Below are 20428 nucleotides of genomic sequence, written 5' to 3'. Positions count from 1 at the left end.
CTCCGGCTTGCCCGGCGCGAGAATAACGCACTCAATCGGCGCGATGCGGCAGCCGGTAGCGCCACAGGCGCAGCGGCTGGTCGGCGGCGTCGAGCTGCGCGACCAGGGTATCGAGGGGCGCCGACGCCGGAGGGGCGATCCCCGGGACCAGCACGCCGCTGCCCCGCAGGCGGACTTCGGCGTCGGTGGCGCCGTCCGTAGCGGCGAGGGTCTCGAGCACGTCGACCGGGGCGGCCGAGGCCACCACGAGGAACTCCTCGGCCTGCGCCGGCGAGGAGACCTCGATACGCAGGCTGCGCCCACCGCTCCGTCCCGGCAGCTCCACGCGCCGGCCTGCCGGCATCGGGTTGCGCGTATCGAGCGCCGGCAGCGGAAACAGGCGCTGCAGCGTGCCGTGGTCGTCGGTATTGAACACGTAGACCCAGGCCGGACGCTGGCTCGCCAGCGCGAACGAAAGGCGGTCGCGCAGGGCGACCGCGGTGCCGTCGGCGATCACCTGGGCGCGATCGCCGTCGTGGCGCAGCAGCTCCAGGTGCATCTCCGGCAGCGGCGGCGCGCGCAGCAGGGCCACCATGCCGGCAGCAGCGATGGCGAGTGCGAGCACGGCGGCGGCCATGCCGGCACGCCGTCGTGTCGGTGCTACCGAAGCGGGCGCCGCCGCCGCGGCGCCCGGCGCGTGCAGGCAGGCGGCGAGCGCATCGGCCATCCCGCCGGCGGTCGCATAGCGCGCGGCCGGGTCGGCGGCCCGCGCCCGCGCGATCACGGCACGCAGCGCGGGCGGCACGTCGCTGCGGTCGAACGCGGCGCCGGGGCGGACGGGATCGGGTGTCTCGCCGCTCAGCAGGAACTGCAGGACGCCGCCGAGCGCATAGAGATCGTGGGCCTGCGTGCGTGCGGCGCCGTGCAGGACTTCCGGTGCCAGCCAGGCCGGGCTGGCCTGCGTGCGCAGGCTGGCGTTGACCGTGGCGGGATCACCGCCGGCGCCGAGGTCGGCCAGGACCAGGCGGCCGCCGCGCTCGCGCAGCACGTTGTGCGGCTTCACGTCACCGTGCAGCAGGCCGGCCTGGTGCACGGCGGCGAGCGCCCGGCACAGGCCGATGCCGACCAGGGCAGCCTCGTCGGCGGCGAGCGGGCCGTCACGCGCGATCCGCTCCGCCAGCGTGCAGCCGTCGATCCACTCGCACCACAGGCCGGCACGTCCGTCGTGGACCGCCGCACCCAGCACGCCGACCACGTGGCAGTCGCGGATGCGCGCCAGCCGGCGTGCTTCCTCCAGGAAGGCATCCGTGCGCAGCGTGGCAGCGGCCGCCGGCGTGAGCAACTTGAGCGCGACATCGCGGCCGAGGCGGGGATCGTGCGCGCGGAACACCTCGGCGCTGCCGCCCTCGGCGACCCGTTCGCCGACCTCGAGCGGGCCCCAGCGGAACGCGATCGCGCGCGCGGGCACGGGTGCGTCGATCGCGCGGAACGCCGCGGCGATGTCCGACAGGGTCTTCAGCGCCGCCATGCGCGGATCGTCGGCGAGGTCCGCCGCCGTCCATTCGCAGGGCTCGGCGTCGAGGATGCGCTCGATCAAGCGGTCGAAGGCGGCATCGTCACGCGGTGTCATCGCTCATCGCCTTGGCCAGTTCGCCGGCGGCGCGCCGGATCGCCATGCGGGCGGCATCCGGGCGCATGCCGGTTTCGTCGGCGATGTCCGCGTAGTCCAGCCCGAACTCGATGCGCATGACCAGCAGTTCCTGGCTGCGCCGTGGCAGCGCCGCCAGCGCGTCCTCGTACCGGCGCAGCCGCTCGCTGCCGACGGCGGCCTCCAGCGGCGAGCGCGCCGTGTCGTCGATCAAGGTGTCGGCGAGGTCCACGCGCGTCCCGTGGCCGCCCGAACGGCGGATCTCGTTGCGCATCACGTTGAGCAGCAGGTGGCGCAGGTAGCCGAGGAAGCAGCCGCCGCCGGCGTACTCGAAGGCCTCCAGCCGGGTCAGCGCGCGCAGCAGCGTCGCCTGGACCAGGTCGTCGGTATCGGCCAGGTCGCGCGAATGGCTCGGCAGGCGGCCGTGCGCCCAGCGCCGCAGCACCGGCAGGTAGCGGGCGAGCAGGCGCTCGCGTGCGGAGTCGTCGCCGGCGCGGATCCGGTACAGCAGCTCCTGGGTGGTGTCGGCCGGCGCGGCGCCCATGCGCGGAGTTATAGCACGCGTATCGCGCACGGAAATCCGGCGCGGGCGCGGGCGGAGGAGTGGGAAATCGAGACTGGCCGTGGACATCGGGAGGGCCGCGGGAAGGGGCTCCGGACCCAACCCGGCGCGGCGGCGAAACCGAACACGCGGCGGGTTGTTCGGTTTGCGGCGCCGCCGGGTTTGGCATCGGCATCCGCAACCGCAGGAGTGCAAGCCATGTATCCATCCCCCGAGTCGGGCCGGTTCCGATCGGCCCTGTTCGTCGCGCTGCTCGCGACCGTCAGCGGCACGGCCGGTGCCGCACCTGGCGACCTCGATCCGACCTTCGGCGGTACCGGCATGGTCCGCGACGCAATGACCGGCAACGGCGCCGCCGCGACCGCGCTGGCGATCGACGCGGCCGGCCGCATCGTGGTCGCCGGCAGCGCCGCGCAGAACGCGATCGACGGTGACTTCGGCGTGCTGCGCCTCAATCCCGACGGCAGCCCCGATACGAGCTTCGCCGGCAGCGGCCGCGTGATCGCCGGCCACGCAGCGGCGAGCGACGAGGAGGGCTACGGCTTGGCCGTCCAGGTCGACGGCAGGCTCGTCGTGGCCGGCACCCGCTTCACGCCCGCCACCGGCGTGCGCTCCGTGGCGCTGCGCCTGGGCAGCGACGGCACGATCGACGGCAGCTTCGGCAACCAGGGCGACGGCTGGTTCCTGAGCGCGCGCCCCGGCGGGGACGTCGCGCTGGCGCTCGCGGCCGGTGCGAACGGTTTCGCGCTCGCCGGCTACGCCAGCGATGGCGGTGGCGGCATCGACGCCCTCGCCCTGCGGCTGGATACGCTGGGCATGCCGCTGCCGTTGTTCGGCGACGAAGGCTTCGTGCTGGCGGCACCGGACAGCAACTCGGCCAACGCGGTCGCGCTGCAGCCCGACGGCAAGGTGCTGCTCGGCGGGCACCTGGACGGTGACGGCGGCGCTGCCTTCATCCAGCGTCTCGCCGCCGACGGCAGCGCCGATGCCACGTTCGGGGGCGATGGCCGCGTCGAGCTGCCGGGCATGACGCGCATCGGTGACCTGCAGGTGCTGGCCGACGGCCGCATCGTCGCCGCCGGCCTGGCCGGCAGCGACACGCGGGTCACGCGCCTGCTGGCCGACGGCGCCGTCGATGCCACGTTCGGCAGCGGCGGCACGGTCGTGGTGACCGCGGCGAGCCAGGCCGTGGTCCAGCTGTGGCCGTTCGCGTTGGCCCTGCTGGCCGACGGCGGGCTCGTCGTCGCCGGCAACGCGAGCAGCTTCGCCGACGGCGCGATGGGATTCGCGCTGCGCCTGACCGCCGATGGCCAGGCCGATGCCGGCTTCGGCACCGGTGGCGTGCGATTGGTTGATGCGCCCACCGATCTCCAGATCGACGCGGTGGCCGTGCAGGCCGATGGCGCGATCGTCCTCGCGGGCGTCGATCGGGGCTCGGCCGGCGACGGCGACGACCAGTTCCTCGTCGTGCGCCTGCAAGGCGGTGGCGAACCGCCGCCGCTGCCCACGCTCTCGATCGCCGATGCCAGCGTCACCGAAGGCGATGCCGGCACCGTGATGATGACGTTCACGGTCACGCTGTCGGCACCGTCGCCGGGCGGTGTCGGTGTCATGGCGCAAAGCGACCTGGGCAGCGCGACGCCGAACGTGGACTACGTGCCGACCGGCACCTTCCTCACGCTCGACGAAGGCGTCAGCAGCGTCCTGTTCCAGGTGCCGGTGATCGGCGACCTGGCGGTAGAGGGCGACGAGACCTTCCTCGCGCGGCTCGGCGACGCGACCGGGGCGACGATCGCCGACGGCGTCGCCACCGGCACGATCGTCGACGACGACACTGCCGCGCCGGTCGTCGCGCAGCCGGTCCCGGCGGCCGGCTTGCCGGCGCTCGGTCTGCTCGGCCTGCTGCTGGCACTGGCGGCGGCGTGGCGTGGCCGGTCGAGGGCGCTGCTGTGAGCGCCGCACCACGACCGGCGCAGCGCCGCCGCGGCGACGTTCGTTCGCCCGCCGCCGCGGGTTTCACGACCGGTCATCCTGCCCGGGAGTGCCCCATGAACGGTCCGATCCCTACGCGCTCGCCACGCCGCGGCCTGCACTTGCTCTTCGCGCTGTGCGCGCTGGCCTGCGGCGCCCGCCCTGCCTCGGCGCTGGAACTGTGCGTGCAGACGCTCGGCGACCTGCTGGCCGGCCTCGACCAGGCCGGCCAGTTCCAGTCCGACCTCAGCGGCACCGTGACGCTGCGCCTGGTCGCGCAGACGTACGGCTACACCGGCTTCCGGCAGATCACCCAGGTCAACAGGCTCAACCTGCTCGGCGGCTATAACGCCGACTGCACGGCGCGCACGGTCGATGCCGCCAATACCGTCATCGACGGGCTCGCGCAGATGGACCTGCAACTGCGCCACGGCGGCCTCGGCGTGACGATCGAAGGCGTGCGCTTCCGCAACATGAAGCAGCTGCTGGTCTACGACATCGGCACCTGTGCCGACTACGGCCGCATCGTCACGATGCGCCGGAGCATGGTCGATACCGATACGTCCGCGGCGCAGGCCGGTTTCAGCCTCAGCAGCGTCTGCGGCAACGTCGTGTTCGAGAACAACCTGGTGCGCTCGCGCGGCGGCGTGACGCTCGGCAGTTCGCCGGCGGTGTTCGCGTCGGAGGTGTACGCCTCCAACAATACGATCGTGCAGTCCCAGCACGCCGGCCTGCAGCTCTATCGCGGACCCGATTCGCAGGCGGTCGGCTTCCACCTCAGCAACAACGTGCTCTGGAACAACGCCGGCGAGGACGTCGCGCTGGCGGCCAACAGCTGGCTGCCGACGGTGCACGCACGCCACAACCTCTGGCAGGGCACGCCGCTGCTGCAGCTGGCCACCTCGGCCGGCAACCTGGTCGCCGATCCGCTGCTCGGTGCGAACGGGCGTCCGGCCGAGCCGGCATCGCCGGCGATCAACAGCGGTCTCAACACACCGCCGGGCGGCCTGCCCGGCGTGGACCTGGACGGCGGCCCGCGGATCGTCGGCAGCGCGGTCGATCGCGGCGCCTATGAATCGGCCGTGGTCGACATTGCCGACCTGGTCGTGACGACCGCGGCCGACAGCGGCGCGGGATCGCTGCGCCAGGCGATCATCGACGCCAACTCGCACCCCAACGCCAGCACGGTCCGCTTCGCGATTCCCGGTCCCAACGGCGCGATCCTGGTTCCGGGCACGCCCTATCCGGATGTCCTCGCGCCGCTGCGCATCGACGGTTTCAGCCAGGCCGGCGCGCAGCCGAACACCAGCGAATGGAGCAACAACGCCAGCTACCGCATCTTCATCCAGCGCAGCCAGCGCATCAGCCATGCGTTCCGGGTGCCGGCCAGCGCAGCCGCGAGCGTGAGCCTGCAGCTCGACGGCCTGGTGCTCGGCGGCTTCGACAATGCGATCGTCCTGCAGGGCGGCAGCGGGCATGCGATCCGCGGCAGCCACCTCGGCTCGGGCTTCGCCGATTTCCTCGACGTGCCGGGCAACCTCAACAACATCGCCGTCGGCGGTAGCGCGCACGCCGTCAGCATCGGCGGCTTCGCGCCGGCGGACCGCAACTCGATCGCGGGTGCGGACGACATCGGCATATCGCTCGCCGGCAGCGGGATCCAGCACCTGGTCGTCAACAACCTCATCGGCACCGCGCGCAACGGCAACGAGGCACGCGGCAACGGCACCGGCATCCGCCTGGCGACCGACCACAGCGCGGTGATCGACAACCTGATCTCCGGCAACACGGTGGGCCTGGACGTGCGCGGCAGCAACGCGATCGTGTCGGCCAACCGGATCGGCCTGAAGGCGTTCAGCATCTGCCTGCCGCCGTGCACGCCCAACCACGCCCTGCCGAACGGCGACGGCGTGCGGTTCGCGGCGACAGCGCTGGACAACCTCGTCACCGGCAACACGGTGGCCTACAACAGCGCGCTGGGCGTAGTCCTGGCCGCGGGCGCGACCGGCAACCGCTTCAGTTCCAATCTCGCCTACCAGAACGGCTTGCGCGACTTCGACCTGTTGCAGCCGGCCGGCATGAACCCGATCGACTCGGACGTGCCGCTGGTCACGCCGGGCGGCTGCGGCAACGCGAACTGCGACCAGAACTTCCCGGCGCTGGCCGCCGCCGCGGGCACGCGCAACGCCGGCCGCGTGGCCGGCACGCTGTCGACCTGGAACGGCGTGCACCGCCTGGAGTTCTTCGCGGGACCGAGCTGCGGTGCCGGCGGCCAGGCCGGGGCCCGGCGCTACCTGGGCTCGGCGCAGGTGACGGTCGCCGGCGGCACACTGCTGCCGCCGGTCAACGGCAGCGCGCCGTTCGACCTGCCGATCCAGAGCACACAGTCGCTGTACGGCACGTGGATCACCGCGACCGCGACGTCGCCGAGCGGCAACACGTCCGAATACGCCGCCTGCGTCGCCTATGCCTGTGATCGCATCTTCGCCTACGGCCTGGATACCGACGCGGCGGAGGTCTGCCCGCCGATCGATTGAGTGTGCCGGCCGTGCCGACGGCCGCGTCCCGGCGGTGCGCGGCCGCCGGGACAGCGGCGGAGCATCGCGATCGGCTTGGTATGCTCGGGCCGTTCTTCCGCGGAGCATCGGCTGATGGCGACTACCGGCGAGGTCGGGAACGGTACGGCGCCGGACGCGCTGGCGGCACGCGCGCTGGCGGCGTTCGATACCTATGCCGAATGCACCGGTGCGGCGCGCGAACGGGCACTGGCCGCCTTGGCCGCGACCGATCCACCGTTGCATGCCGAGCTGGTCCGCTGGTTGGCGGCCGATGCGCGAGTGGGCGTGCTGGAGCGGCCGGGCGCGGCCGTCGCCGCGCTGCATGCCGCACCGGCCGATCCCGCGCCGGCCGGCACGGCCGACCGGCGGCTGGGACAGCGCCTGGGGGCATGGCGGATCGAGGCGGTGATCGGCCGGGGCGGCATGGGCACGGTCTATCGCGCACAGCGCGCCGATGGCGCCTACCGGCAGACGGTGGCGATCAAGTGCGTGCGTGGCGGTTTCGGCGGGCCGGCGCTGGCCGAGGCGCTCCGCAACGAGCGGCAGGCGCTGGCGGGCCTGCGCCATCCGGGTATCGCGGCCCTGCTCGACGGTGGCCTCGACGAGGACGGCGATCCGTGGTTCGCGATGCCCATCGTCGAGGGGCGGCCGATCGACGCCTGGTGCGCGGAACAGGCCCTGGGCCTGCGCGCGCGCGTGGCCTTGTTCGCGCGGGCCTGCGAGGGCGTGGCCCATGCGCACGGCAGCGGCCGCGTGCACGGCGACATCAAGCCGTCCAACCTGCTCGTCGAGGCCGGCCGACCGCTGCTGCTCGACTTCGGTCTGTCGGTGCTGGCCACGGCGGACCCGAGCCCGCCGCGCATCGCGGCGACGCCCGGCTACGCCGCGCCGGAGGTGCTGGCCGGCGCTGCCCTGTCGGTGGCGGCAGACATCCATGCGCTCGGTGTCGTGCTGTATCGCCTGCTGTGCGACCGGTGGCCTGCTGGCGTCGAGCCGACCGTCTTCCCGGCGCTGCACGCCGGCCCGTCGAGTCCGCAGCCGCCGAGCCGTCTGGCCGGTCGCCGGAACGGAGGACGGGGCCTGCCGCGGGCGCGGCTACTGCGCGGCGACCTCGATGCGATTGCGCTGCGCTGCGTGGCGGCCGACCCGGCGCGGCGCTACGGGTCGGTGGCCGCCCTGCTGGACGACCTGAATCACTGGCTGGCCTCGCGGCCGCTGCCCAGCCGTGGCCGCGCGCCCGGCTACCGGGCACGCCTGTTCCTGCGGCGCCATCCGGCGCCGGTGGTCGCGGCGCTGCTGGCGCTCGCGCTCGGTGCCGCCACGGCGGCGTACCGCAGCCAGACCGTGCAGGCCGCCCGAACGGTCCAGGACCTGGCCGGACTCTACGAGGCCTCGCTCGCCGCGCTGGCCGATGCCGGATCGCCGCTCGACGAGCCCGAGCGCCGCTTGCTGCGTCCCGATGTCGCCGCTGCGGCGCGCGCGGCCGGCCTGCCGGCGCTGGCGCGGCACCACATGGCGGCCGGCGACTACCGCCGGGCGGCGATCCTGCTGGCCGCAGCGCCTGCCGACCGCCTGCTCGATCCACGCCAGCGGGCCGGATTGGACGCGGCCCGCGCGCACCTCCTCAACGCCCGTTCCGCGCATGCCGCCGCCGGCCGGATCGCCGAGGCCGGGCTCGCGCACCTGGGCCCGCAGGCCGCCGACGCGCCGGCCCGCATCGGCCTGCAGGCCGAGCTGGCACGCGCCTGGTGGGGACGCGGCGAACCGGCGCGGGCCGAGGCGGTCCTGCGCGAGGCTTTCGTCGCGGCCGAGGGGCTGGCCGCGCACGATCCGGCGCCGATGACCGAACTGCTGGTCCTGCGCGGGCAGCGGCGGTTGCAGACCTGGCAGTACGCCGCCGCCGAACACGACCTGCTCGATGCGCTCGGCCGGGTGGCCGCCGGCGACCGGCGCCTGGCCGACGCCGTGCACGCCGAACGGGTGCGCGCGGCGCTGGCGCGCGAAGCGCCGGCCGAGGCGCAGCAGCAGGCGCAGGCGCTGCTCGCTGCGCGCCGGGCCGGCCTGGGTGAAACCCACCTGCGCACCGGCTGGGCCTGGATCGCGCTGGCACAGGCGCAGTACGCCCAGGCGCGGTTGGACGAGGCGCAGCAATCGGTGCGGCGCGGCGAGGCGATCGTGCGCGCCGCGCAGCCGGGGGACACGCCCGCGCTGGCCGACGCACTGGGCACGGCGGCGCTGATCGAGGCCCTGGACGGCGACCTGGCGCGCGGCGTCGCCCAGGCGCGGCAAGCGCTGGCGATCACCCGGGCGGTGCACGGCCCGTCGCACGAGCGGACGCTCGAGGCGATGCTGGCGCTCGGCAGCCTGCTGGCCTGGCAGGCGAGCCTCGCCGGGGCGGACCCGGCCGCGCTGGCGCCCGCCGTCGACCTGCATCGGCTCGGGCTGCACGAAAGCGAGCGGCAGGGCCTTCCGGTCGCGCTGCACCGGCTGTTCCTGCTGCGCGCCCAGGCCGCCTGGCGCGACCCTGCCGATACCGAGACCGAAGTGCGTCCGCTGATCGCCGAGCTGTCGCGCCTGCGCGGAGCCACCAGCGACCGTGCGCTGCAGGCGCGCATGCTGTTGGCCGGCGTCCTGATCCGCCAACGGCGCGAGGACGAGGCGGCGGCGCTGCTGCGGTCGCTGGCCGACGACGCGCAGGCGCGGCTGCCGTCGCTGGTCGCCGGCGTGTCGCTGGCGTCCGCGCTCGAAGCGCTGGGGGACATCGATCACACGGCCGGCCACGTGCAGCGCGCCGGCGCGCACTGGCGGCAGGCGCGCGAGGTGGCGTCGGGCCTGGTCGGAACGCACAACCCGGTGGTGCAGCGGCTGGCCGCCAAGCTCGGCAGCCTGGAGACGCCGGTGCCGGCGGCCGGGCCCGGTCGCGCCTAGCCAGCCGGCAGGCGATCAGATCGCCAGGTCGGTGTCGCCGAGCTGGCGCAGCAGGAAGGCGCGCGCGCGCCGCCAGTCGCGACGCACGGTGCGGACGTCCACGGCGTGCAGCCGGGCGATCTCCTCCTCGCCGCATCCGCCGAAGTAGCGCAGTTCCACGACCCGGCCCAGGCGCGCGTCGAGTGCGGTGAGCCGATCGAGCGCCTGGTCCAGCGCCAGCAGCTGGGTCAGTGGCGAAGCGACGCCGGCGGCGTCCTCCAACGCACCCGCCGCGTCGCGCCCGCCGCGCTTGTCGGCCAGCCGCTGCCGGGCTTCGTCCAGCAGCGCGTAGCGCATCGCGCGAGCGAGCAGGGCGGTCAGGTGCTGCCGGTTGCTGGCGGCCGCCGCGGAGCCGGCCAGGCGCAGCCAGGCCTCGCTGACCAGCGAGGTCGGCGAGAACGCCCGGTCGCCGTACCGCCGCACCTGGGCCTGCGCGATGCGGTGGAAGTCGCGGTAGAGCCGGGCATAGATCCGGTCCCAGGCACCGGGGTCGCCGGCATGCGCGGCGGCCAGCAGCACGGTGACCTCGGTGATCGCCGTGTCCTGTCCCGACACCGGATCGCGAAACGAAGGGGACTGCCGATCGCGTCGCGCCGGGCGCGTCGCATCGGTGCCGTTCCGCGGAAGACCCAGGAGAGCCAAATGTCCCGTCCGTTCGTTGCCGTCCTCGCCGCAAGCCTACGCAACCTGGCCGTTCCTGCGCCAGCCGCCTTCACCAGGGGCGCACCATCTGCGCCCTGCCGGCGCGTGCTGGCATTCCTCGCCGTATTCGTCGCCGTGTCCGGTCCCGGCCAGGCCGCCGCACCAGCCCTGCCGACCGCGGCCTACGCGCAAGCCGAACGCGTGCACGACTTCAACCTCAAGGGCCAGGTGCGCAATGCCCGGGTCGTGCCGCACTGGCTGGCCGACGGGCGCTTCTGGTACCGGCGCGACGACGACAGCGCCGCGCCGTATCGACTGGTCGATCCGGCCGCGCGTCGCCAGGTACCGCTGTTCGACGGCGTACGCGTGCGGCAGGCCTGGCCCGAGGCCGCCGGAATCGCACCGGTCGTGCCGGAGCTGCTGTCGGTGCGCAGCCCATCCGCTACGGAAATGGTGGCGACCTTCCGCGGCGGCGATGACGGCGACATCGAATGCGCGCTGGGCCGGTACGCCTGCCGGACGGTTCCCGCGATGCCGCGCGGCGCGCAGCTGCTGCCGGCGCCGGATGGTCGGCGCAGCCTGTTCGTGCGCGACGACAACCTCTGGCTGCACGACCCGCAAACCGGCGATCGCGCGCTCACGCACGACGGCGCGCCGTTGCACGGCTATGGCGTGCTGCCCGACTTCACCTTGCGCGCCATTCCCCACCGTCAGGGCCGGCTGAAGGTGCCGCCGTTCGCCACCCACTGGTCGCCGGACGGGCGCTGGGTGTTCGGCACGCGCTACGACGAGCGCAAGGTCGGGCGCTATCCGCTGGTCGCATCGGCGCCGCAGGACGGGTTCCGCCCGGTCGTCCACGAGATCCGCATGAGCCTGCTCGGCGATCCGGAGCCGGTGCGCGATGCCTGGTTCGTGGTCGACACCGCTGGCGGTGGCGTTCGCGCCATCGCCATCCCCGAAGGTTGGAACGGCCTCGCCGAGGCCGGCGTGCTCGGCTGGTCCGGCAGCCGGGTCTATGCGGCGATCGCCCGCTACGACCGGCCGGCACGTCTACGCCTGGTCGAGATCGACCTGGCTTCCGGCGCGGTGCGGACGATCGTCGAGGAGCGCTCGGACACGCGCGTGCAGCTCAACGACTATTTCTACAACCGCGCCGCCGTGCGCATCCTGGCCGGACGCGAAGAGGCGATCTGGTTCTCCGAGCGCGACGGCTGGGGTCATCTCTACCTCTACGACCGGCGAGACGGCCGCCTGATACGCCGGCTGACGTCCGGCGACTGGCTGGTGCGCGACATCGTCGGCGTGGACGAGGCGCGGCGCCGCGTCTACTTCACCGCGGGCGGGCGCGAAGGCGGCGATCCCTACCAGCGGCGGCTGTACCGCGTCTCGCTGGACGGCGGCCAGCCGGTGCTGCTGACGGCCGAGGCCGCCGACCACGCGATCGACAATGGACCCGGCGCGTTGGTGGGCGCGCTGGCCGGCGAAGGTCCGTCGGGCGCGCTTTCGCCCGCGGGCGACACCGTGGTCGACAGCTACTCGACGGTCGACCAGCCGCCGGTGACGGTCCTGCGTTCGACCGAGGACGGCGCCGTCGTGCTGGAACTGGAGCGTGCCGATGCATCCGCGGTGTACGCCGCGGGCTGGCGGCCGCCGGTGCGGACGCGGGTGAAGGCCGCCGACGGCCGGACCGACCTTTACGCGACGGTCTACTTCCCGCCCGATTATTCGCCGGAGCGCAGCTATCCGGTGATCGACGCGATCTACGGCGGGCCGCACGTCACCAACGCGCCGGTCGGTTTCGTCGAGGCGACCACGACGATGAACCCGGTCTCGCGCGCCAGCCTGGCGGCGCTCGGCTTCGTCGTCGTGACGATCGACGCGCGCGGCACGCCGGGGCGCTCGCAGGCGTTTCACGACGCGAGCTTCGGCCCCGGCGGAGGGCCGCAGATCGACGACCATGTGGCGGCGATCCAGGCGCTGGCCGGCCGCTATCGCGGCATGGACCTGGCGCGCGTCGGGATCTACGGCCATTCGTTCGGCGGCTATACCTCGACACGGGCGCTGCTGTTGCGCCCGGACTTCTACAAGGCCGCGGTCTCCTCGGCCGGCAGCCACAACGGCCAGGGCATGTACAGCGGGCCGGTCAACGGCGTGGACCGGCTGGTCGCCGGGCCGCCGGTCTACGGCACCGCGGGCGCGGCACGGCCGTCGCCGGGCACGGTCGCCGACAACTACCGCCAGCTCGACAACGCCGTGCTCGCCGATCGCCTGGCGGGCAAGCTGCTGCTGGTCTACGGCGACCTCGACGAGCACGCGCCAGCGGGGGTGACGGTGCAGCTGGTCGACGCCCTGGTCAAGGCCGACAAGACCTTCGACCTGGTGGTCCTGCCGAACCAGGACCACGACCTGTTCCGCAACGATCCCTACTACACGCGGCGACTCTGGGACCATTTCGTGGAACACCTGATGGGTCGGACCCCGCCGGACTACCGCATCACCTCGCTGCCCGGCAGGCGCTGACGGCGGCCGATTGCCAGCACCGGGCGCGCGTGGCACCGTACCGGCGGCGACCGGGGAAGGCTCGTGGCCGAAATCACCGAACTGATCGGCAAGGCGCGCGGTGGCGACCAGGATGCCGCCGCGCGCGTGTTTTCCCTGCTCTACGACGAGCTGCATCGCCTGGCCGCCGGCCAGTTGCGCGGCGATGCGGCCATGCGCGCGACCTCGCTCGTGCACGAGGCCTATCTGAAGCTGGCCCACCACGGCGCCCTGGCCGTCAACGACCGGGGGCACTTCTTCGCGGTCGCGGCACGCGCGATGCGCCAGATCGTCGTCGACCACGTCCGTGCGCGCGCCGCGCTGCGGCGCGGCGGCGACCTGCAGTTCGCCGCGCTGGAGACCACGGCGCTGCACCTGGCCGCGCAGCACCGCGACGATGACCTGCTCGCGCTCGACGAAGCGTTGGTGCGCCTGGGCGAGGTCGATGCGCCGCTGGCGGCCCTGGTCGAGATGCGCTTCTACGCCGGGCTGGAGCTGGCCGACATCGCCGTCCAGCAGGGGCGCTCGGAGCGGTCGCTCAAGCGCGACTGGCGGCGTGCGCGCGCATTCCTGCAGCGCACGATGACCGAGGCCTGACCGCGTGTCCGACGCCGCCCAACGCTGGAGCCGGATCGCCGTCTTGTTCGACGCGCTGGTGGAGCTGGGACCGGCCGAGCGCCAGCAGCGGCTGGCCGACCTCGAGCGCGACGACGCGAGCATCGCCGCCGACCTGCGCGCGTTGCTCGCCGCCGATGCCGACGCCAACGCCCTGCTCGACGCGGACGCGGTCGCCGTCGTGCCCGGCCTGCTCGCCGACGGTGCGCCGGCCGACCGCCGGGCCGGTCCGTACCACCTGCTGCGGCCGATCGGCGAGGGCGGCATGGGCGTGGTCTGGCTGGCCGAGCGCACCGACGGTGCCTACGAGCAGCAGGTCGCGGTCAAGGTGCTCAAGCGCGGCATGGACAGCGTCGCGATCATGCGCCGCTTCCTGCAGGAGCGACGCATCCTCGCCCGCTTGCATCATCCGCACATCGTGCGGCTGGTCGACGGCGGCATGAGCGCGGACGGCCGCCCGTTCTACGTCATGGAGCACGTCGACGGCCGCGCGATCACGCGCTACGCGGCCGAACACAGGATCGACGTGGCAGCGCGCGTCGCCCTGCTCGCGAAGGTCGCCGACGCGGTGGCGTATGCGCACACGCAGCTGATCGTGCACCGCGACCTGAAGCCGTCGAACGTGCTGGTGGACGCCGCCGGCGAGCCACGCGTGCTCGACTTCGGCATCGCCAAGCTGATCGAGCCGAGCGGCGAGGAGACCGTGACCGGCACCGGCCTGCGCGTGCTGTCGCCGGCCTATGCGGCGCCCGAGCAGATCCTCGGCGAGCCGGTCGGCACCACCACCGACGTGTATGCGCTGGGCCTGATGCTGTGCGAGCTGCTGGTCGGCCAGCTGCCGCAGCGCCGGCGTGCCGGTACGGCGGCACAGCTCGCGCAGGACGTCGCCCAGGAAACCAGCCAGCGTCCGAGCGCACTGGCGGCGCAGATGAAGCCGCAGCGCCTGGCCGAGCTCTACGAGGACGGCTTCAGCGCGCGGCATCTCGTACGCCTGCTGAGCGGCGACCTGGACGTGATCGTCGCGACCGCACTGCAACGCGATCCGGCCCGCCGCTATCCGACTGCGGCGGCCTTCGCCGGCGACCTGCGGCGCTGCCTCGACGGCCGGCCGATCACCGCGCGCATCGACTCCCCCGCCTACCGGATGCGCAAGTTCGTGCGCCGTCACCGGCTGGGCGTGACGGCGACCGTCCTGGTGGCGACGTCCCTCGTCGCCGGCCTCGGCGTTGCGGTGTGGCAGGCCTACCGTGCGCAGGCCCAGGCCCAGCGCGCCGATGTCGAGCGTGCCAATGCCGAGCGCCAGCTGGCCCGCACCGAGCGCGTCAAGGACTTCATCCTGACGCTGTTCCGCGAACAGGACCCGGTCAGCCGCGTCCGCGCCCAGGCGCGGTCGGCGCCGGACCTGATCCGCGAAGGCATCGCGCAGATCGACGCGACGCTGACCGGCGAGCCGGACCTGCAGGCCGAGCTGCTGCGCGACCTCGGCGAGATCCAGGTCAACCTCGACGACCGCGAGGCGGCGAAGGCGACCCTGCAGCGCGCGTGGGAGTTGCAGAAGTCCTTGTCCGGCGCCGACAGCGTGGCGAGCGCCGAGACGCTCGCCGCCTATGCCGATGCGGTCTATGCGGTCGGCGACGTGGAGGCGGCCGGCACGATGCTGCGCGACGCGGTGACGCGCCTGTACGCCGCCGGCCACGCGGAGCGGCCCAAGACCGCACAGGCCGAGGCGACACTGGCGATGGTCGAGCTGATCCGGTCCAACCCGGCCGAGGCCGAGCGGCTGGCCCTGCATGCGCTGGCGGTCGATCGCGCGACCTATGGTCCGTACGACGGACGCGTGGCCTCGCGGCTGGCGACGCTCGGCAAGATCCAGCAGGAAGCGGCACGCTACGCCGACGCGCTGGCGAGCTACCGCGAGGCCCTGGGGATCGTCGTCCACAGCGGGGGCGAAGACCATGCCCGCGCAGCGCTGCTGCACACCAGCATCGCCGACGTATTGCGCGTGCAGCGCACCTACGAGGAAGCACGTGGTCACTACGAGGCGGCGGTGCGGATCGAGCGCATCCAGCTGCCGCCCGGCCACATGATCCTCGGCGGCACGTTGATCCGGTTGGGCGACCTGCACCGGCGCATGGGGCAGTTCGACGCGGCGGACGCGGCGCTGACCGAGGCCATCGCCATCCTCTCCAGGACGCCGTCGGGCCAGTACGCGCAGGCGTTGCAGTTCCACGGCAACCTGGCCCGCGCGCAGGGCCGGCTCGAGCTTGCCGCGCAACGCTACCGTGCGTCGTTCGACGCGTTCCGCACCGTCGTCGGCGACAGCGTCTACACCTGGCTGACCGCGCTGGAGGTGGTCAGCGTGCTGACCGAGAGCGGGCGCCTGGCCGAGGCCGATGCGCTCGCCGTCGAGGCCGCGGCGGCACTGACGCGCATCTCCAGCGAAGACTACGAGACCGCCTACATGAACAGCGTGATCGGCGCCTTGCGGCACGCGCAGGGCCGCGACGGCGAGGCGATCCCGCTGCTGCGTCACACCGCCGAGGTGCTGGCGAAGGTCTACGGCGAGGACCACGCCGAAGTCGCGCAGGCACGCGGCGCGCTGGCGGCAAGCCTGATCGCGACCGGCGACGCCGCTGCGCGTCGCGAAGCGGCCACCTTGATCGAGACCGCCCGCTCCGCGCTCGAGCGGGGCGACGACGAGGCGAAGGAACCGTTCCTCGGCGCGATCTATCTCGAGCGCAGCCGGCTGCGCCTGGACGAGGGCGAGATCGCCGGCGCACGCGCGGACATCGGCGAGGCGCTGCGCCGGCTGCAGGCACCGGAGTACGCCACCCGGCTGCGCCAGGCGCGCGCGCTGGCGCGCCGCCTCGACGTGCGCGGCTGACGGCGGTCCACCGAGACGCGCGGCCCGCACCACCACGGTGCCCCGGCATCGCGGTGGCGGGCGTTCGTGCGCGAACATAGCGCCCTGCTCGGCGCTTGGCGCTGCCCCGGCGCGCAGCGGGTGCCGCCACGACGCGTGGTGCCGAGCCGGCGTACCGATCCGCGCGTCGATCCGTCGACGCGCGTCCCGCCGCCGGCGCCGGCTCAGCCCCCGATCGGCGCGGTGCCGGCCGGCACGTGGCCGTCCGGCGCCGGACCGAAGCGATTGGCGCCCGGCGTGCCGGGGATGAAGCCGTTGAAGACCAGCGCGACCAGGCCGCCGATCACCGGCACCAGGCCGATCAGGATCCACCACGCCGACTTGTCCACGTCGTGCCAGCGCTTGGCCTGGATCGCCAGCGCCGGCCACAGCAACAGCAGCATCACCAGTATCGGCAGCACGCCCAGGCCGCCGCCGGCCGCGGCGGCGTCCGGCGCATTGACCACGCTCATCACGCCGAACGCGCTGAGGCCGCCGAGCACCAGCAGCGAGACGACCACCAGGCCCCAGTACGGACCGCGTCCGACGCGGCCCTGGAACGAAAACAACAGCGTCTTCCAGCTCACCTGCCTTCTCCTTGCGAGGATGGGATGGGCACGACATCGGCGTCGCCCCGCTGCTGTCCACGCAGAACGCGGCCGGCGGGGGCCACGGTGACCAGCAGTCCCGCGCCCTCGTCGCCGGCGCGCTGGAAAGGAGCCGTCGTTGCCGTGTAGTGTCGTTTCCGCGGGACCGGGTGGTGCCGCCGGATGCGAGCGGCCGGAACGCTCGTCGACGGATGCTCCGGACGGGGCGGAACGAGTGGAGAACGGCATGCGCGCTGCCTGGATCGTCGGAGTGCTTCTCGGCCTGGCGATGGTGTCGCTGCCGGCCGCCGCGGCCAAGCCCGCCCCGGAGGCGGAGCCGGAGTCCCCGGCCGACACCGCCCGGCAGGCGCTGCGTCTGGCATTCGCGCAGTTTCGCGACGGGGACATCGCGGCCGCCGACCGCGGCTTTGCCGCCGTGGTCGCCTCGAGCGGTTTCGACGCGCTCGACGACCGGGAGCAGTACGAAGTGCTGGCGCTGGCCGGCCGGCTCGCCGGCGAACGCGGCGAGCCGGCGCGCGCGCATCCATTGCTGGTCCGCGCCAGCGGCTACGCCCAGGCCGAGGGCGGGATCTGGCATGCGCGCCTGCTGGCCGCCTCGGCGCTCGACGACGACGTTGACGTCGCGCGCTGCGTCGCCAGGATCTCCCGGCGCTGGCCGCAGGTCCTGCAGGAGTACGACGGCTGGGCCATCGTCCGCCTGGCGTCGAGACTGGAGGAACGGCCGGAGGCAGCGGCCGAGCACCGCGAGCTGCTCGATGCGCTTTTCGACACCGGCTTCAACGTCGGCGGCGAGTCGCCGGACGGTCTCTGGCTGGTGCTGGCGCGGCTGGCGCTCGAACAGGACCACGTGACGCGGGCGGCTGCCGTCGCGCGCAAGATCCGGGCGCCGCGCTCGGTGGTCGCGCTGCATGCCGATCGGCGCTTCGACCGCGTGGTCGACGACGCGTCACGCTTCGCGCTCGACGCGGTCATCGAGGCGGACCTGGCGCGGGCGCGCCGCGTGGCCGAAGCGGCACCCGATCGCCTCGATCCGCGCACCGTGCTGCAGCGGCGCCTGCTCGATGCGGGCCGGTTCGCCGAGGCGCTGGCCAGCGCCGACGAGGTGGTCGCGCGCGTCGCCGACGGCGACGGGGAGACGCACTACGCTGATTTCGAGAAGGAGTACGTCTGGATCCTGGACCACCGCGCGCAGGCACTGCAGGGCCTGGGCCGTTGGGACGAGGCTGTGGTCCAGCAGCGCCGCGCGGCGCGCCGCCCCGAAAACGGCCGCATGAACGTCAGCCAGGCGCTCAACCTGGCCTGGCTCTACGCTGAGCTCGGCCGCGACGAGGAGGCACTCGACGCGGTGGAGGACCTGGGTGCGCCCAGCCCCTACGGCCGCATGCAGCTGGAGATGCTGCGCCTGATGGTCGCCGTGCAGCGCCGGGACGCGGCGGCGGTGGAGCGGCATCTGGCCTTCATGCGCGAGCATCGCGACGATGCGGTCGCCACCTACCAGCTGGCGCTGGCGCATGCCGATCGCGCCGACGAGGCAGCCGCCTTGCTGATCGAGCGCCTGCGCAGCACGGACTGGCGCAGCGATGCGCTCAGCGAAGTCCAGGCCTACCTGGACGTGCCGGCGCCGCCGATCAAGAAGGCGCGTAGCGCCCGCCAGGCGGCGGTGGCAGCGCGCGCCGACGTCCGGACGGCGATCGCCGCAGTCGGGCATGCCGGGCCGCCGATCGCGCTGACCGCGCCGGGCTTCTGAGCCGCCGCCGGGACCGCAAACGAAAACGGCCGCCCGGAGGCGGCCGTTTCGCAAGACATGATCTACGCGATCAGATCGCGTAGTAGAGCTGGTACTCCAGCGGATGCGTGGAGGCGCGGAACTTGGTCACTTCCTGCATCTTCAGGTCGATGTAGCCGTCGATGAAGTCGTCGGAGAACACGCCGCCGGCCTTCAGGAACCCGCGATCCTTGTCGAGCGCGTCGAGCGCCTGGTCGAGGCTGGAGCAGACCTGCGGGATGTTCTTCTCCTCTTCCGGCGGCAGGTCGTAGAGGTCCTTGTCCGACGGCGGACCCGGGTCGATCTTGTTGATGATGCCGTCCAGGCCCGCCATCAGCAGCGCGGTGAACGTCAGGTAGCCGGTGTTGACCGGATCGGGGAAGCGGACCTCGATGCGACGGGCCTTCGGGCTGTGCACGAACGGGATGCGGCAGCTCGCCGAGCGGTTGCGTGCCGAGTAGGCCAGCATCACCGGCGCCTCGAAGCCCGGCACCAGGCGCTTGTAGCTGTTGGTCGAGCTGTTGGCGAACGCGTTGATCGCGCGGGCGTGCTTGAAGATGCCGCCGATGTACCACAGCGCCAGCTGGGAGAGGCCGCCGTAGCCGTCACCGGCGAACAGGTTGGTGCCGCCCTTGGCCAGCGACTGGTGCACGTGCATGCCCGAGCCGTTGTCGCCGACGATCGGCTTGGGCATGAAGGTCGCCGTCTTGCCGTTGCGATGGGCGACGTTCTTGACGATGTACTTGAGCGCGAGCAGTTCGTCGGCCTTGCTGACCAGCGTGTTGAACTTGACGCCGATCTCGCACTGGCCGGCGGTGGCGACCTCGTGGTGATGCACCTCGACGGTCTGGCCGACCTGCTCGAGCACCTTGCACATCTCGCTGCGCAGGTCGTGCAGCGAATCGACCGGCGGCACCGGGAAGTAGCCGCCCTTGACGCCCGGCCGGTAGCCGGAGTTGGCGCCGTCGAACTTGTCCTTGGACGACCAGGCCGCTTCTTCGGAATTGACCTCGAAGAAGGTCTTGCCCATGTCGTTCTGCCAGCGCACCGAGTCGAAGATGAAGAATTCCGGCTCCGGCCCGAAGAAGGCGGTGTCGGCGATGCCGGTCGACTTCAGGTAGGCCTCGGCGCGCTTGGCGGCCGAGCGCGGGTCGCGCGAATAGGCCTGCATCGTGCTCGGCTCGAGGATGTCGCAGGTCAGGATCAGGGTCGGGTCGCCGGTGAACGGATCGAGCACGGCGGTGGACGCGTCCGGCATCAGCACCATGTCCGACTCGTTGATGCCCTTCCAGCCGGCGATCGACGAGCCGTCGAACATGCGGCCTTCCTCGAACAGCGACTCGTCGATCGAGTGCGCCGGGAACGTCACGTGGTGCTGCTTGCCGAGCATGTCGGCGAAGCGGAGGTCGACGAACTCGACGTCATGGTCCTTGATGAGCTTGAGCGCGTTGTCTACAGACATGAAAGAGCCTCGGTGGTAATCGGTGGCTGCCCCGCAGCAGGATGCGTGCCAAGCGGCGGGAGGTCGGTCGATCAGGGGCTTGTGCGATCTCGTCGTTAAGCAGCCGACAAAAAAGCACCTCGTTGGTGCAATGTGCGGTGGCTACGGCACCGCCGTTGTGCAAACGGCGGAAGCGGCTGCGATTATCGCATCCATTCACGACAGCGCGGGG

The 20428-nt window shown here is 73.0% G+C and carries 12 protein-coding genes; 7 read left to right on the top strand and 5 right to left on the bottom strand.

Annotation, left to right across the window (positions count from 1 at the left end; all coding sequences use genetic code 11):
• Positions 1-31 precede the first annotated feature (31 nt).
• Complete coding sequence (locus tag I596_RS17270; protein ID WP_067650810.1) at positions 32-1609, bottom strand: protein kinase domain-containing protein; 1578 nt, start codon at positions 1607-1609, stop codon at positions 32-34.
• On the bottom strand, positions 1596-2171 hold the full coding sequence (locus tag I596_RS17265) for an RNA polymerase sigma factor (protein WP_067650807.1): 576 nt from the start codon (positions 2169-2171) through the stop codon (positions 1596-1598). The genes I596_RS17270 and I596_RS17265 overlap by 14 nt, the downstream gene beginning before the upstream one ends.
• A 216-nt stretch (positions 2172-2387) precedes the next feature.
• Here I596_RS17265 and I596_RS17260 point away from each other — a divergent pair, with 216 nt between their 5' ends.
• From I596_RS17260 to I596_RS17250, 3 genes are all read left to right on the top strand, one after another.
• Positions 2388-4142, top strand: a complete 1755-nt coding sequence (locus tag I596_RS17260) for a Calx-beta domain-containing protein (RefSeq protein WP_067650802.1) — start codon at positions 2388-2390, stop codon at positions 4140-4142.
• A 95-nt stretch (positions 4143-4237) separates the two neighbouring features.
• Complete coding sequence (locus I596_RS17255) at positions 4238-6697, top strand: NosD domain-containing protein (protein ID WP_067650799.1); 2460 nt, start codon at positions 4238-4240, stop codon at positions 6695-6697.
• Between the two features lie 114 nt (positions 6698-6811).
• Positions 6812-9646: a serine/threonine-protein kinase gene (locus I596_RS17250; protein ID WP_067650797.1), complete on the top strand. Its 2835-nt coding sequence runs from the start codon at positions 6812-6814 to the stop codon at positions 9644-9646.
• Positions 9647-9661: 15 nt separating this feature from the next.
• Here the strand turns inward: I596_RS17250 and I596_RS17245 are convergent, their stop codons facing one another.
• Positions 9662-10240, bottom strand: a complete 579-nt coding sequence (locus I596_RS17245; protein WP_067650792.1) for an ECF-type sigma factor — start codon at positions 10238-10240, stop codon at positions 9662-9664.
• A 192-nt stretch (positions 10241-10432) separates the two neighbouring features.
• Between I596_RS17245 and I596_RS17240 the strand changes: the two genes are divergently transcribed.
• The 3 genes from I596_RS17240 (at position 10433) to I596_RS17230 (ending at position 16364) form a co-directional block, all read left to right on the top strand.
• Positions 10433-12847 (top strand): S9 family peptidase, encoded by a 2415-nt coding sequence (locus I596_RS17240; protein ID WP_223303867.1) that lies wholly within the window; start codon positions 10433-10435, stop codon positions 12845-12847.
• Positions 12848-12910: 63 nt separating this feature from the next.
• Positions 12911-13462, top strand: a complete 552-nt coding sequence (locus I596_RS17235; RefSeq protein ID WP_067650790.1) for an ECF-type sigma factor — start codon at positions 12911-12913, stop codon at positions 13460-13462.
• Positions 13463-13466: 4 nt separating this feature from the next.
• Entirely contained in the window at positions 13467-16364 is a 2898-nt protein-coding gene (locus I596_RS17230; protein WP_067650788.1) for a serine/threonine-protein kinase, read from the top strand.
• Between the two features lie 203 nt (positions 16365-16567).
• On the opposite strand, the gene I596_RS18850 is transcribed toward I596_RS17230, so the two are convergent.
• Positions 16568-16969 (bottom strand): DUF805 domain-containing protein, encoded by a 402-nt coding sequence (locus I596_RS18850; protein WP_067650785.1) that lies wholly within the window; start codon positions 16967-16969, stop codon positions 16568-16570.
• 247 nt (positions 16970-17216) lie between these two features.
• On the opposite strand from I596_RS18850, the gene I596_RS18625 reads away from it, so the two are divergent.
• Positions 17217-18737, top strand: a complete 1521-nt coding sequence (locus tag I596_RS18625; RefSeq protein WP_190278941.1) for a hypothetical protein — start codon at positions 17217-17219, stop codon at positions 18735-18737.
• A 70-nt stretch (positions 18738-18807) separates the two neighbouring features.
• Here the strand turns inward: I596_RS18625 and glnA are convergent, their stop codons facing one another.
• Entirely contained in the window at positions 18808-20217 is a 1410-nt protein-coding gene (glnA, locus tag I596_RS17215) for a type I glutamate--ammonia ligase (RefSeq protein ID WP_067650780.1), read from the bottom strand.
• Positions 20218-20428 lie beyond the last annotated feature (211 nt).

It is taken from the genome of Dokdonella koreensis DS-123, from assembly GCF_001632775.1.
GTDB classification, from domain to species: Bacteria; Pseudomonadota; Gammaproteobacteria; order Xanthomonadales; family Rhodanobacteraceae; genus Dokdonella; species Dokdonella koreensis.
The sequence above is the reverse complement of the archived record's forward strand: the minus strand, read 5'-3'. Positions and strand labels throughout refer to the sequence as shown.

Excerpts from the sequence above, each read along its gene's own strand:
- I596_RS17270 (WP_067650810.1), bottom strand. The coding sequence starts at position 1,609 with ATGACACCGCGTGACGATGCCGCCTTCGACCGCTTGATCGAGCGCATC.
- I596_RS17265 (WP_067650807.1), bottom strand. The coding sequence starts at position 2,171 with ATGGGCGCCGCGCCGGCCGACACCACCCAGGAGCTGCTGTACCGGATC.
- I596_RS17260 (WP_067650802.1), top strand. The coding sequence starts at position 2,388 with ATGTATCCATCCCCCGAGTCGGGCCGGTTCCGATCGGCCCTGTTCGTC.
- I596_RS17255 (WP_067650799.1), top strand. The coding sequence starts at position 4,238 with ATGAACGGTCCGATCCCTACGCGCTCGCCACGCCGCGGCCTGCACTTG.
- I596_RS17250 (WP_067650797.1), top strand. The coding sequence starts at position 6,812 with ATGGCGACTACCGGCGAGGTCGGGAACGGTACGGCGCCGGACGCGCTG.
- I596_RS18625 (WP_190278941.1), top strand. The coding sequence starts at position 17,217 with ATGCGCGCTGCCTGGATCGTCGGAGTGCTTCTCGGCCTGGCGATGGTG.
- glnA (WP_067650780.1), bottom strand. The coding sequence starts at position 20,217 with ATGTCTGTAGACAACGCGCTCAAGCTCATCAAGGACCATGACGTCGAG.